This window comes from Aliivibrio thorii (genome assembly GCF_057368585.1).
Window position 1 is genome coordinate 779,456 of sequence record NZ_CM170655.1, and the last position, 14,164, is coordinate 793,619.

General features: G+C 40.4%; 11 protein-coding genes. 2 read left to right on the forward strand and 9 right to left on the reverse strand.

Annotated features, from left to right (window positions below):
• Nucleotides 1-40: 40 nt before the first annotated feature.
• Entirely contained in the window at nt 41-1,504 is a 1,464-nt protein-coding gene (gene ascF / locus AC2IP4_RS17600) for a PTS cellobiose/arbutin/salicin transporter subunit IIBC (RefSeq protein ID WP_486307336.1), read from the reverse strand.
• Between the two features lie 114 nt (nt 1,505-1,618).
• Nucleotides 1,619-2,233 carry a bifunctional 4-hydroxy-2-oxoglutarate aldolase/2-dehydro-3-deoxy-phosphogluconate aldolase gene (locus tag AC2IP4_RS17605; protein ID WP_486307337.1) on the reverse strand — a complete coding sequence of 205 codons (615 nt, stop codon included), beginning with the start codon at nt 2,231-2,233 and terminating at the stop codon, nt 1,619-1,621.
• 154 nt (nt 2,234-2,387) lie between these two features.
• On the opposite strand from AC2IP4_RS17605, the gene AC2IP4_RS17610 reads away from it, so the two are divergent.
• Complete coding sequence (locus AC2IP4_RS17610) at nt 2,388-2,942, forward strand: gluconokinase (protein WP_486307338.1); 555 nt, start codon at nt 2,388-2,390, stop codon at nt 2,940-2,942.
• Complete coding sequence (edd, locus tag AC2IP4_RS17615; RefSeq protein WP_486307339.1) at nt 2,939-4,735, forward strand: phosphogluconate dehydratase; 1,797 nt, start codon at nt 2,939-2,941, stop codon at nt 4,733-4,735. Before AC2IP4_RS17610 ends, edd begins: the two co-directional genes overlap by 4 nt.
• Before the next feature lie 55 nt (nt 4,736-4,790).
• On the opposite strand, the gene AC2IP4_RS17620 is transcribed toward edd, so the two are convergent.
• From AC2IP4_RS17620 to AC2IP4_RS17650, 7 genes are all read right to left on the reverse strand, one after another.
• Nucleotides 4,791-5,798, reverse strand: a complete 1,008-nt coding sequence (locus AC2IP4_RS17620; protein WP_375319880.1) for a substrate-binding domain-containing protein — start codon at nt 5,796-5,798, stop codon at nt 4,791-4,793.
• A gap of 66 nt (nt 5,799-5,864) precedes the next feature.
• Complete coding sequence (locus AC2IP4_RS17625; RefSeq protein ID WP_375319879.1) at nt 5,865-6,776, reverse strand: YjjW family glycine radical enzyme activase; 912 nt, start codon at nt 6,774-6,776, stop codon at nt 5,865-5,867.
• 12 nt (nt 6,777-6,788) lie between these two features.
• Nucleotides 6,789-8,315: a YjjI family glycine radical enzyme gene (locus tag AC2IP4_RS17630; RefSeq protein WP_375319878.1), complete on the reverse strand. Its 1,527-nt coding sequence runs from the start codon at nt 8,313-8,315 to the stop codon at nt 6,789-6,791.
• Between the two features lie 141 nt (nt 8,316-8,456).
• Nucleotides 8,457-9,032: a hypothetical protein gene (locus AC2IP4_RS17635; RefSeq protein WP_486310778.1), complete on the reverse strand. Its 576-nt coding sequence runs from the start codon at nt 9,030-9,032 to the stop codon at nt 8,457-8,459.
• Between the two features lie 172 nt (nt 9,033-9,204).
• Nucleotides 9,205-10,239 (reverse strand): c-type cytochrome, encoded by a 1,035-nt coding sequence (locus AC2IP4_RS17640; protein ID WP_486310779.1) that lies wholly within the window; start codon nt 10,237-10,239, stop codon nt 9,205-9,207.
• An 11-nt stretch (nt 10,240-10,250) separates the two neighbouring features.
• A complete protein-coding gene (locus tag AC2IP4_RS17645; protein WP_486307342.1) occupies nt 10,251-10,871 on the reverse strand; it encodes a c-type cytochrome in 621 nt (206 codons plus the stop codon).
• Nucleotides 10,872-11,061: 190 nt separating this feature from the next.
• A complete protein-coding gene (locus AC2IP4_RS17650) occupies nt 11,062-14,154 on the reverse strand; it encodes a molybdopterin-dependent oxidoreductase (protein WP_486307343.1) in 3,093 nt (1,030 codons plus the stop codon).
• Nucleotides 14,155-14,164 lie beyond the last annotated feature (10 nt).

Consider the following 14,164-nt stretch of genomic DNA (forward strand, 5'->3'; position numbering starts at 1 on the left):
GATTAGCACTTTGATTTTATGATATAAATTGGTTTATCAGTTACGCGGTTTCTGGTTTTGTATTGACGTTAACTGGAGTGGTTTCGTCTTGATTCTCTTTTTGCTCAATGTCAGTTTCATCTTCAGGGATATCTTTAAAACCAATGATCAACGTTAGCGCAAAAGAAAGAACGACTGAAAGAGCCATTATTCCAAATACCCATACAATACTCATTGGGTTAGCAACATCGAAGAATTGCACACTAGTAAATAAGCCTGGAGCTGCCATTGAATGACTAAATAATCCAGCCATGCCAGCTAATGCACCACAAATGAATCCACTGATGACACTTGCAATTAATGGCGTTTTCAATCGAACGGCAACACCATAAAGCGCAGGTTCTGAAATACCTGCTAAAATAGCTGAAGCTGCGGCTGCTAATGAAGTTTGACGTAATTCACTGTTTTTAGTCTTGTAGGCGACAGCTAATGATGAACCACCTAGTGATAAGTTAGCGCCAATTTCAGATGGCATAACCATGCCCTCACGACCTGTTTCTGCAATCGTTTGGATAATTGTAGGTGTAAATACACGGTGCATTCCCGTAAGAACAAGTAGAGGCCAAATTGCGCCCATAATAGCAACAGCTAACCAACCTAGTATGTCATGAACGGTATAAACTAATGCAGAAATGGCGGTACCGATCCAAATACCTACAGGGCCAATGATTACAATGGCAATAGGAGCAGAAATTAGAACAATGAGCATTGGTTTAAGGAAGTTCTTGGTTACTGCAGGCGTAATACTATCAACCCAACGTTCAATATAAGAAAGTACCCACGTCATACATAATACAGGGATAACCGTATATGTATATTTTACAGCAGTAATGGGAATACCAAAGAAATCGGTTTCAACTCCTTTTGCTGCTTGCGCCATTAAGTCAACAAATGCGGGGTGAACAAGGACACCTGCTATCGCAATAGCCAATGACATATTGGTTTTAAATTTAATAGAAGCAGAAGCGGCAACCATAATTGGTAAGAAGAAGAAAGCACCGTCGCCGATGGTATTTAAAATAATAAGGGTAGAATCCGTTTTTTCAAATACCCCTGCCATTAACAGGAGCATGCCTAATAACTTTACCATTGAGCCACCAATGATCGCTGGGATCAGGGGAGACATGGTACCAATTAAAGCATCTAAAATTTTTGCACCAATGACTTTTGGTGTCAGCTTTACTTTTGCTGTCTCGACATCTTCTTGGCCACTTAAATTACAAAGTGCAGTTACTTCTTTAAATACATAAGAGACAGTATTACCAATAATGACTTGGCATTTATCATTATTATGAACAACACCCATTACACCTTTGATTGTCTTTAGTGCAGCAAGGTCAATTAAACTTTCATCTTTTAAAACAAAGCGTAATCGAGTCATACAGTGAGTGACTGCAATAACGTTGTGTGAACCACCGAGTTTTTCAACAACGGATTGTGCAGTAGCGCCATAATTCTTTGACATGCTTAACTCCAGATTTTACTTTCCATGTGTGAGAACAGACGAACGAAATGTTGATTAAATAATCAACAAGAGTACGCATCGTTCGTCTTGTTATTGTTTTGTTTCTGTCAGAATTTAATTGTTTACGTCTTTTACTAGCTGAGCTAGACCTTCCCAATCACCGTTGTTGATCATGGCGTTTGGTACCATCCAAGTTCCACCACAGGCGACAACAGAAGGTAAAGCAAGGTAATCTGAAACGTTTGCAGGGCTAATGCCGCCGGTTGGCATAAAGCTGACAGGATAAACGGCAGATAAAGCCTTCAACATAGATAAACCACCAGACGGTTCTGCTGGAAAGAATTTGACGGTTTTTAACCCTAAAGACATCGCTTGTTCAACTAAGCTTGGATTATTAACCCCTGGAATAATTGGAATGTTCTTTTCTTGGCAGTAAATTACCGTGGTTGGATTCAGCCCTGGGCTAACAATGAAATCGGCACCCGCATCGATAGCGTCATCAATTTGCTGAGTTGTTAATACTGTTCCTGCACCAATCAACAGTGTTGGATATGCATCTCTCATTAAACGAATTGATTCTGCAGCAGCCTCGGTTCTGAATGTGATTTCAGCGCAAGGTAATCCATTTTCTATAAGTACTTGAGCAAGTGGCACCGCATTATTTTTGTCTTCAATTGCGATAACTGGAACGACTTTGATTTCTTTTAATTGTTGTTCGATAGTTTGCATTTTTTATCCCTTAATTGGTCGAAGTTTGAATAAAATAGTTTCACAAACCTCCAAGTTACGGGTAACATGTTACCAATAACATTTGGGAAATAAACTAAATTCTTTACGATGTTTGAAAAGTGAGAGCTAGCTCAAAAAAACTTAGGGAGCAAAAATGTCAGGAAAAAGCATCATTATTATGGGTGTCTCAGGCTGTGGTAAAAGTACGATTGGTGAATTGCTGGCAACACGAATTTCAGCGAAATTTATTGATGGAGATGACTTACACCCAAAAGCGAATATTTTAAAAATGTCACGCGGTGAACCATTAAACGATGACGATCGCTCACCTTGGTTAGAACGCGTGCGTGATGCTGCTTTTAGTATTGAAAGTAAAAACGAAACGGGTGTGATTGTTTGCTCATCATTGAAAAAAAGATATCGTGATAAAATCCGAGAAGGGAATAAAAACGTGAGTTTTGTTTTTCTGGATGGAAGTATTGAGCTTATTTTGCAAAGAATGTCTTCTCGCTCTGGTCATTTCATGAAAGAGAATATGGTAAAGAGTCAGTTTGATATTTTAGAGCGACCAGAGAGTGAAAAAAGCGTTATTACCATAAATATAGATGCGACGCTGAATGACATTATTGAAAAAACCGTTTTAGAATTAGAAAGCCTTTCTCGCTTTAGCAACCTAGATAATACACAACAAAATAAGGTAGTAGCATGACTCACTCAGCCATCTTAGCGGTAACGAAACGAATTCAAGAACGAAGTGTTGATAGTCGTCAGGCTTTTTTGAATAAAATTGAAGAACAAGAAAAGGCGGGTAAAGGTAGATCTCAAATGTCTTGTGGTAATTTAGCCCATGCAGTTGCCTCTTCTTGTTCTAGTGAAAAATCGACGATATTGAATTTAACACACGCAAACGTTGCGATTATTACTGCATACAACGACATGCTAAGTGCTCATCAAACGTATAAAGATTATCCTGACCAAATTAAAGCAGCATTGAATCAACATGGCCATACCGCACAAATTGCAGGCGGTGTTCCTGCAATGTGCGATGGTGTGACGCAAGGTCAAGCGGGCATGGATATGTCTCTTTTCTCTCGTGATTTAATTGCCCAATCTACCGCGTTTTCGTTAAGCCATAATGTATTTGATGCGACATTACTACTTGGGATTTGTGACAAGATAGCCCCGGGACAGTTAATGGGGGCACTAAGTTATGCTCATTTACCGACGGCATTTATTCCTGCAGGACCAATGTCTACTGGTATTACCAATGAAGAAAAAGTCGATGTTCGACAAAAATTTGTAGCGGGCAAAGTCGGGCAAGATGCGTTGCAGAAGATGGAATGTAATGCTTATCACTCTTCTGGAACTTGTACCTTTTATGGTACCGCGAATACAAACCAGCTTGTTTTTGAAGCGATGGGATTAATGTTGTCAGGTTCCGCTTTTGTTCATCCAGAATCGCCACTTCGTGCGGCATTAACCGATTATGCATCTGTGCGTTTAGCATCGATGACGGCTGATACCCCATCATATAGACCGTTAAAAAAGGTGTTTACAGAGAAGAGTTTAGTGAATGGCTTAATTGCATTATTAGCCTCTGGTGGTAGCACAAACCACAGCATTCATATGATTGCAATTGCACGTGCCGCAGGTTTCATTTTAACGTGGGAAGATTTAAGCGACTTGTCTGATATCGTCCCATTATTAGTAAAAGTGTATCCAAACGGTCCCGCAGATATTAATGAATTTCAAGTTGCAGGCGGTGTTCCTGCATTAATGAAACGCCTACACGAAAATGAATTGTTACATACTGATGTTACCCCAGCTTTTGGCGATTTCAACCAACAGCTAATGTCACCGACGCTAGTTGATGGGCAGCTTGACTGGATCGATGTAATAGGTACTGCAAACCCTAATGTTATTGCATGTAGTGGCGAAGAGTTTCAAAGTACTGGTGGTACAAAAGTGCTACATGGAAATTTAGGTAGCGCAGTGATTAAAGTGTCTGCTGTGGCAAAAGAATACCGATTTATAGAAGCCCCTGCGAAAGTGTTTATTTCACAACATGATGTGGAAATAGCGTACAAAAAAGGCCTATTAAATCAAGATTGTATTATTGTCGTGACCCACAATGGACCCGCAGCGAATGGAATGCCTGAGCTACATAAGCTAATGCCTATTTTGGGAAATATTCAGAAAGACGGTTATAAAGTTGCCTTGGTTACTGATGGTCGATTATCTGGTGCGTCAGGAAAGATCCCTGCGGCTATCCATATTTCTCCTGAAGCCCTACGTGGTGGTGTGATTGGATTGATTCAAGAAGGAGATATTGTTCGTCTTGACAGTGAAAATGGAAAGTTAGATTTATTAACCTCGTATGAGGGGCGTCAACCTATGTTCCTTGATACGGAAAAAGATCAGATCACGTGGGGACGAGATATGTTCAAAATTATGCGAGATAATGTTTCGAGTGCAGAAGAAGGCGCTTCATTCTTGTATTAATTGATAGACTTAATATCTAAGGTTCAGAGATAAAGCGCAATAGAGAAAACTGAAATTACAAGCTTTCTCCTTGTGTAATCGTAAAGCCCAGATCAAAAACTGTTTGTTCTGGGCTTTTTCCTGCCAGAGAATCTAGCAGTAATTGTGCACTTTTTTCACCAATCGCGTACAAAGGCGTATCTACGCTGGTTAGTTTTGGTGACATTGCTTGGCCTATGTCTAACGAGTTATACCCGACTACACTAATTTGTTGTGGAACTGGGATTTTTCTTTTTTGGCAAGCCATGATTGTTCCGATAGCGATATCATCATTAGTACAGAAGATCCCGTCTACAGTAGGGTGTTTGTTTAATGTTTGTTCAAGAAGTTTTTGACCTAAGGTAAAGCTTGAGTGAGCTTCGGTTAGGATGTGGATTGGCTCAAATCCAGCTTCTGTAATCGCTCTATCGTAACCATTCATACGTAGTTGTGTTCGGGTATCCAGTCGGGCACCAAAGTAGACGATGTGCTTTTTCCCTGTATTGAGCATAGATTTAACGACAGTATAAGCCGCTAATTCGTGATCTAATCCGACAGCGATATCAATTGGGTTTTCAGGCAATTCCATGGCTTCGATAATTGGTACGCCAGCGGTTTTTATCATTTGTAATGTACGCGGAGTATGCTCTGAACTGGTTAAAATAAGTCCATCTACCTGATAAGAAAGCAGGGCTGCTATCTTGTTTTCTTCAATGTCTTTGCTGTAACTAAAGTGGGCTATTAGCGTTTCATAACCACGAGCATTGGTTACCGCTTCAATACCTTGTGTAAAATTAGCAAATACTTGGTTTGATAAAGAAGGTAGCAATACACCTATCGCTTTACTTGAGGCTTTTGAAAGCATTGCTGGGGCACGGTTTTGAATGTATCCAAGCTCTTCAACTACCGCTTTTATTTTGACACGCGTTGGCTCTGCAACCGAACTTGGATCTCGCATATAGCGGCTGACCGTCATTTTGGTGATGCCGATTCTATCAGCAATGTCTTGTAAAGTGGGGCGTGATTTTCGTGTATCGGTAGTCATAATAAGCCTTAGTTAATGTTACAGTAACATTATAGCTGAGGCTTTCTTTATGAATCAATGGTTTGTTTAGGTATAAACGGTTGGTGTGATAACAGAACGGCCTAATCGTTGAGCCAAACTGTGTTCAAATTCTTCCATTTGCACTTTGCTGCATTTATCCCAATTTAAGGCTTCACCAACGACGCCATGATGTTGAAAGGCATTTAAGCGAATGCTGATATGATCTGGTAATGTCTTTAAATACTCACTAACAGCATCAATTTCACACAATAAGTCGGTTTTATTGGGTATATGTAATAAACGAACTTCGTGTAATTTGTCGTGTTGAGCTAATAGGTTTATAGATCGTAAAACGCGATGATTTTCTCTGCCGACTAACCATAAATGGGTGTCATTTTGCCAAGCCTTTAAGTCAATCATGGTGCCATCAAGATAAGGTAAAACCTTGTTCCACCCTTGCTCTGACAAACTGCCATTACTGTCAATAAAACAAGTCAGGTGACCTAATGCGTTGTCTGATTTAATTGCTTTAAAGTATTCAACAATAAACGGTAATTGTAAGGTCGCCTCACCACCAGAAATTGTGACACCACTTAAAAATGGGGCGTGTTTCTTAGTGAATTCAAGCAGCTTTTCTACCGAATATGTCGTTATTTTTGGATTGGATTTACTTGGGCAGACATCAATGCATTTATCACATTGAGTGCATAAGGCTTCATTCCAAATGACTTTTCTGCTTGGAGAATTATCAAAGGTTAATGCACCTGTAGGACAAGGTTCAACGCAATCACCACAGTGATCACAATGGTTAATGGTATGAGGGTTATGACAAGTTATACAATCGTAATTACAGCCTTGTAAAAAAATCACAAGGCGATTACCTGGACCATCGACACAAGAAAAGGTCAGTATTTTACTGACCAATCCTGTTTTGTCATAGTTGATGGTATTGCTCTGTTGAGTGATAACGTCAACCATATACTATCTAGCTTATTCTGCGTACGTTGGTGTGATTTCTAATGCCGCAACACGAGGTTTACGCTCTAGAATACCTGTATTTTTAGCCGCTTCAGCACCTAAGAATGTGGTATTAGTGCGAGAACCTTCATTGTCGTATTTTGCAATATCAGACAATTTAATCATGTAACCAGTCACTCGTACCAAATCGTTTGACGCAACATTAGCCGTAAACTCGCGGTAACCTGATTGCAGTGCGCCTTTTGCCAAATTAAACATCGCTTCAGGGTTTGATTTAACGGTTTCATCAATCGTTAAAATATCACTGATACCTGATGTGTAGTATTGGTGGTGGCCAGCGGTTGCTTGTACATATGAAACAGGGTCTGGTTCTGTACCATAAGGAATACGAACGCCTGGAGTAACATCAAGATCTAAGCTGATGCCACCTTGAGCATGAAGTAGTGCTTTTTTGTGGTAACCGTATTTTACATCAGTCGCATCAACGATTTTAGAAAGCTGCTTAGAAATAGCATGACCTAATAGATTTGCTGCTTCGTCATGGCCGTATTTTGCTTCAACACCCTCTTTCTCCATTAGGATATTTACCGCTTCAGCCATGCCGAAAATGCCGAACATTGGTGCAAAGCGGTCTTCGTTGATTAAGCCTTCTTTTGTTAAGAAGCCTTCAAAGAAATTTGATTTTTCATGTAAGAACTCACTACGAGTGTCCATCAAACCAAACATTACGCTGCAGTAATGAGGAAGAATATTCTCAACAAAATCTGTTTTGTTTTGTGATTTTTTTGCTACTTCTTTTAGGTTCATACGAACTAGCGTATTTGAACCACCAGCAAGTGGCAGAGAGTTGTAACAACTAACAATGCCAAAACCAGTGTTGTTATACGCTTTTGCATGAATAGGATAGTTAGCAATGTGTGGCTTGCTGCATTCACAGATATTTGATGCCGCTTGGCGAAGTAAGTCATCAGGCGTAACGTCAGCATCATACATAAAGGTTAGGTTAGGTGCGATTTGCTTTAATTCAGCATCAACACGCAAGATAGTACGACAAATAATGTTATCTGTTGGACCAATGTTTACGTGCATGAAGGCATCTGGAAGGGTGCGATCTAGCATGATCCAGAAGCGTTTTACTTTTTGGTAAATTTCTTCATCACTAAGGGCACCAACGTAAGGCATAAGTACAGTATCAAGCTGGCCAAGGTAAACAGGGATAGAAGTAACGGAAGGGACATGATGATAGATAATCGTCAGTAAGTTTAATGCATCATCAAAATTTTCGGCCGCAGATAGCTCTAGGTATTCAGAACCTTGAGATAAGAACTTTGCGTAATCAGGCAATACATAGCGAGGTTTAAACGGAGCGTGACCTTCAAACATGTCACATAATACGCCATCACTTAAGGCTTGTTGGGTTTCTGAGTCAATCTCCATGTAAGGTAGACTTGCCTCTGCTTCTAACGCTAAATATTGTGATTTTTGTTTTGGCGATAAGCTGGCGTCAGTAATGATGCTATAGAAACGTTCTTGACTCATGATAAAACCCTTTTAATTAGTATGGGTTTATTATGAGCCAAGAATGTCATTTCAGTTAGTGAAATTAATTCAATGATTCTTTTCCATTTTGGAAAATTTAAATGCTCACTTTATGTAATGGGGGCGGCCTTTTTATTGGCATTATTTTACTAGTTCATAGTTTTCTTTCATTTCTTCTGGCGCAATACCGTATTCATAATCAGCAAGATAACCGTCTTTGTAGACTGTCATTCCTTTATCATCCCAACTTACTTTAATGGTGGCTGTTTTACCATTTTCACTGCCCATCAATTTGAGCATTTCATCGTCAATCTTAACCGCTTTGATAGTTTTAATACGCTTAAATGATGCGAACTCCGTAGATGTTGGTAATTTACCATAAGTATTTTTCCATTTATCTTGAGGTACTAACCATTCATTATAGACATCATCGATAACTGCAGTTGGCATTCTAGCGACAACAACTTCTTTAATTATTGTATTGCTTGTTTCTAGGTGGTAACCGCCTTTGCCATCTGAAACGTAAGTTGGAAACTCTTTTCCTAATTCAGCCTTTTTTGGTAATCGGCCTAAAGTTGGTGAGCTTTTAACAAACAGTTGAGCAGATTCAAATTTTGTCATGATCTCTGGGATCTTTTGAAATTCAACAGGGGTGGAAAAAGCAGAAAAAGAAGCGAATAGAGTAGAAATAAGTAGTGTGTTAACGCTGAGTTTCATTATGGACTCAATTGTCAATAAGGATTAATTTCGCGAGAATATAACGTATTTTATTTTAATAAACAGGGATGATGTTAACAAAATTACAATAAAAAGCCCTTATTATCGAACTAATAAGGGCTTTATTTAACTAATAGACGTTGCTATTTATTATGTTAATTAGGTATTTTTATTAAAATGAATGTTCGCCTAATACTTTGCCATTTACTTCTTTACCGTAGTAACCTTGGTGGTTATGGTATTTTTCCTTATTTGCTTTTAAGTCACCTCTAAAGCGAGGATCTTGAGGGCGTTCATGACTGTTCATGAAGGCTGCCACATCCCATGCTTCCTGTTTGGTGATCTGAATGCTTTTCCCAAGTGGCATGTTTTCATAGATAAAGAAAGCGGCGGTATTAACACGGTGCATGCCCGCGCCCCAGTTAAATGAGTCTTTGCCCCATAGTGGTGGGAAAGATTGCACGCCGTGATCTCTAATGCCTTCGCCATTGGCACCATGACAACTTGCACACGTGGTGTTATAAACAATTTCACCACGATTCATAGAAGGCACTTGTTCTGGTTTATCTAACTTAGGAAAACTACGACCAGCAAGTTTACCTCGTTTACCAGCGGGTAAATCTTGCATCATTTCAGTAGGTAGGATGAACGTTTCATCATTACCGCCAAGCTGAACCGCAGCATCTGATAACTCAGGAATAGAAGTATCTTGCATTCCATATTTGTCTAATAACCCCCCCATGGCTAACCAATAAGAATACGCACTTAATGCAACTAATTCAGGTGAGTCTTTTGGTGGCGGAGTTCCGTTCATGGAATAAGTGAAACACCCTTGAATACGTTCAGCGTAGGTGTTTACTTTGTCATTTTTCGAGCGGTAAGCAGGGTAGGCCATGAATGCCCCCCAAAGTGGCGCTGAATCGGCTTTCATACCCGCTTGCATATGGCAGTTTACGCAATTTTGTTGGCTATTAACGTATTTACCTTGCAAGGTTTGCGTGTTTACAAATAAAGAATAGCCTTGTTTAACTTTGTCACCAAAAGGGGTATTCGGAATTGTACTGAAATCACGTGGAACCAAGTGATCCGACTTTTCTGTTTTGGGATGTGCAGGTAATTCTGTTTGTTTATCTGGTAAATCTGTATTTGCTAAAGCGTTATTTGATAATAATACAGCGACAGCCAAAGTAATTAGGTATTTTATCATTGTCATCATCCTTATTTCACGTTGGCAAAATATTGAGATAATTGCGAGATTTCAGTATTTGTGAGCTGTCTGGCAATACTGCCCATAACATCATTGTGATCCCCTGAACGTGTTTTGTTTTTCCATGCTTTTAATTGTTCTTCAAGATAGTCAGGGTGTTGATTTGCTAACCGTGGGAAATCTTGATCACCGATGCCATTTGCGCCATGACAAGTAGAGCAAGCGGGAATATTACGACTCCAATCGCCTTGGTAGACCAGCTTTCGAGCGGGATCTGAGATGATGACATGGTCGCCACGTTGTTCTGGGGTTTTAATTTCAGGAGCAGATAAAGAGGCGAAATAGCTAATGGCTTCGGCTTTCTTTTGTGGATCCACAATGAGACTTGCCATTGGTGTCATTAGAGGATCGTTGCGTTCACCTCCGAGAAATAAATCTATTTGACGTGTTAGATACTTGGCATTTTTTCCTGCAATCATAGGTGCCATATTAGGTAATCCCATTCCTGTAGGCATATGACAGCTAGTACATACTGTTGCTGATGGGGGGATGGGGGCTGCAAAAGCAGAGCTGATGGATAGAAGTAACACTCCTAACCCTAAGCTGCCTTGAACTATTTTGGTTAACGACATATTTGCTCCACAAAATTGCTTTATTTTTAGAGGTGTTTTCTTTTTATTATCAATATTATTTATAGCCTTGGGTATTGTGGTTTTCCACATTTATTATGCAGCCTGTGATACTAATGAAATGAATGTCATTTACGGTAGTGAACAGTGACTGATGTGTAGAACTACACCAGCCACCATTGTAGAGAGTAATTTAGCTTAGGCTGATCTTAGCAGGAAGAGCTTGTCTTGCTGCTGCACCAACCACCCAATCGAGTAAGACACCTTTGCCTTCACGAGTAGGGTCTATCAAACCAATGTCATTGATATTTACGCCATCGTTTGATTTCATTTTTACTGGTTGTTGAGTATCGCCAATCCAATGGGCACGTTCACCTAACTCTTTATGACCAAACCCATGTTCAAAGCCTAGTGTGCCACGTTGAATACCATCAACTAACATCGCTAACGCTTTGGTTGAGCCGCTTGGTGTGGTTATTGTGAATACATCGCCAGTTTTGACGCCGAGTTTTTGTGCATCTGTCGGATGAATATAAACAGGGTTTACGCCTTTAATTGAATTCAAGCGAGGAGATAAGTTAGACACCGCACTGTGAATGTTGGATTTAAAGTTAGTTAACGTAAATGGCCATTCTGATTTTGGGTATTTATCACTTAACGGTGTGCCATCAGCGAGCTTTTGTGGATACCACGTAGGGCAACCACTGTATTGCTCACCTGTCATGGTGTTGTGAGAGGTCCCGAGTTTCTCGTTCCAAATCGCTAATGTTTTTTTCCATTTGTATTTCATTTCATCATTTTTGTACGCTTCTGTTGCGTCTTCAAACCGACCCCCACGAGCAAAGATGTAAGCGACTTTGCCAAACTCTTCTTGCGTTAATACTCGTTGCATATCAGGGACTAGGCGCTCTAATCCTGAAAGAATAATGTCTTCAGCCGTAGCGGTTGGTACGCCATTAGCCGCATACGCTAAGTTTGCTGCTGAACGTAAATAGAAGTCTTCTGCTGAGTGAATAGAGTGCCAATTTCCTTGAGTATCAGGCATTGCATTATCACCAAAACCACCAAGTTCCATTGATTTTGCAACATCGATAAAGAAATTTTCTAAATTAATAGAGCGACCATCGGTAGTTTTCTCTGTTAATGGATTAACAATAGGCCAACGAGCGGTCAGTGCCTTGGTTGGAACGCCGTGCCAAGGTGTTGCCATTCCCCAGCTTTCATAAGTCACGGTATCAGGGACTAAATAATCAGACAGTGCGGTAGTTTCATTGATAAAAGCATCGACAGAGACGATTAACCCAAGTTGTTTTGGATCTTTTAGTTTTTCACCCAATAAATTATTTAACCCTGGAACACCGTACAGTGGATTAGCCATGTGGTTTATCCATGCTTTTGCTCTGTATGGATAGCCATCAATCGCCGCAGATAAATGCTCGGTTAATAATGGCGCAGAGATAGGATACCAAGGTGAACGAGTTGGGTAAGGCGATTGGCCAGCTGCTACTTTTCGCTTGTACTCGTTTGTTTTCTCGTAAGGGAACTTGCTGCGCGATAAGAACACGCCTTTTGGTTTCACTTTACCTTTAAAGTTAGCGAAATTATAACGAGGACCTGCTGTAGAGGTTGGATATCCGCCGGCTTTTGCCATCGTTCCGCCTTTTAGATTAATGTTACCGATAAGGGCGTTCAACATTAAAATAGTATAAGCATTATAGAAGCCATTACTGTGCATGTTACCGCCGTGAGTATCGGCAACGGCTTTGGTTCCATGACTGGTAAATTTAGTAGCTAAAGCAATAATATCTTCTTGTGAGATACCACATTGTTCACTGTAGAACGCCAAGTCATATTTAAACGCTTCTTCTTTTAAGCGTTGCAATGAGGACTTAACCATTACTGTACCGGTGGTGGTTTCTACTTGTTGGCTAACAAATAATATTGCAGGTTGGTCTTGTGTATTGATGGCTAATTGGTTTGTTTCAGCATCAATAATCACATAAGGATCTGAATCAGACAGTGCTTCGCCTTCGTATGGTAACCCCATTTCAGAGGCACGTAAAAATGCCCCATTTCTAGGATGGGATTCATCGCTTATAACAAGGTGAGTGGCATTACACCAATGGGCTGTGCCTGCGTTTTTCATTGCATTCGCACTTGGTTGCGCTAAGAAGGTTTTATTATAACGCTCATTCGTGATCATCCATTGGATCATACCTAACACTAAGGCGGAATCCGTGCCTGAGTTAATTGGCATCCAACGGTTGTTATCACCTGCTGCTAGACTTGATGAGCCTGCCGGTAAGCTTGGTGTGATAATGGTGTATTCAAAATTACCACGAGTACGAGCCGCCGCTAATTGACGAGCTTGACGTTTAAATGGATTACCGGCTTGTGCGGGAGACATACCAATAAAGATCGCAAATTCGGTGTGTTCTAAATCCGGTTTTACGTGGGAGAATTTGTCTAAGTCATTCATTAATGCGCCAGATCCTGCGCGGAACGCATAACCACAATATGAACCATGATGACCAAAGTTACGTGTACCATAACTGTTGAAAGCAAAGCGTTTTAAAATATCATCACGACCTTCGTTACCCGCATTGGTGACTAATAATTGATTGGCTTTTGGGCCGTACTCAGGATTATTTGAGTCTAATGGTGTTTTAATATCGCGGATCTCACGCAGACCTTCTACATGACCTTCACCAAACAGATCACCGCCTTCTACGACTTCTTTTAGTAGTTGCTCATAGCTGATTGGCACCCATTTACCTTCACCACGTTTACCGACACGTTTTAATGGTTGAGTAATACGATATGGGCTGTTACGAATTTCCATCATGCCATTACCACGGGCACATGCCGTTGAGCGACCAGCAATGCCTGTTTCTCCGGCTAAGCCAATGTACGCGTCTTTTACCGACGTATTAAATGGGATTTGCTGCTCGTGTGATAACGGGTGATAAGGATTGCCAGAGATACGTAAGATTTTATCGCTGTCATTATCAATACGAACACGTAAGCCACATAATGTCCAACAGCCAAAGCACATAGAGGGTGCTACGCGTTGCTTTGGATTTGCAATCAACTTGCCATTTTCTGTTACTGTGTATTCTGGTTCTAGTGAATTACCATGATGAATATGATTGGTCTTCTTACCTGCGGTACCTTCAATCATCCCATGGGCTATGTGTTTCGCTGTTGTTGCATAGCCTGCTGCAAAAGCACCAACACCACCAACAGCAAGACCTGATTTTAAAAACTGACGACGTTTGTTATCCATGTTCAATTCC

Coding starts and splice junctions, on each gene's coding strand:
- ascF (WP_486307336.1), bottom strand. CDS start 1,504: ATGTCAAAGAATTATGGCGCTACTGCACAATCCGTTGTTGAAAAACTC.
- AC2IP4_RS17605 (WP_486307337.1), bottom strand. CDS start 2,233: ATGCAAACTATCGAACAACAATTAAAAGAAATCAAAGTCGTTCCAGTT.
- AC2IP4_RS17610 (WP_486307338.1), top strand. CDS start 2,388: ATGTCAGGAAAAAGCATCATTATTATGGGTGTCTCAGGCTGTGGTAAA.
- edd (WP_486307339.1), top strand. CDS start 2,939: ATGACTCACTCAGCCATCTTAGCGGTAACGAAACGAATTCAAGAACGA.
- AC2IP4_RS17620 (WP_375319880.1), bottom strand. CDS start 5,798: ATGACTACCGATACACGAAAATCACGCCCCACTTTACAAGACATTGCT.
- AC2IP4_RS17625 (WP_375319879.1), bottom strand. CDS start 6,776: ATGGTTGACGTTATCACTCAACAGAGCAATACCATCAACTATGACAAA.
- AC2IP4_RS17630 (WP_375319878.1), bottom strand. CDS start 8,315: ATGAGTCAAGAACGTTTCTATAGCATCATTACTGACGCCAGCTTATCG.
- AC2IP4_RS17635 (WP_486310778.1), bottom strand. CDS start 9,032: ATGAAACTCAGCGTTAACACACTACTTATTTCTACTCTATTCGCTTCT.
- AC2IP4_RS17640 (WP_486310779.1), bottom strand. CDS start 10,239: ATGATAAAATACCTAATTACTTTGGCTGTCGCTGTATTATTATCAAAT.
- AC2IP4_RS17645 (WP_486307342.1), bottom strand. CDS start 10,871: ATGTCGTTAACCAAAATAGTTCAAGGCAGCTTAGGGTTAGGAGTGTTA.
- AC2IP4_RS17650 (WP_486307343.1), bottom strand. CDS start 14,154: ATGGATAACAAACGTCGTCAGTTTTTAAAATCAGGTCTTGCTGTTGGT.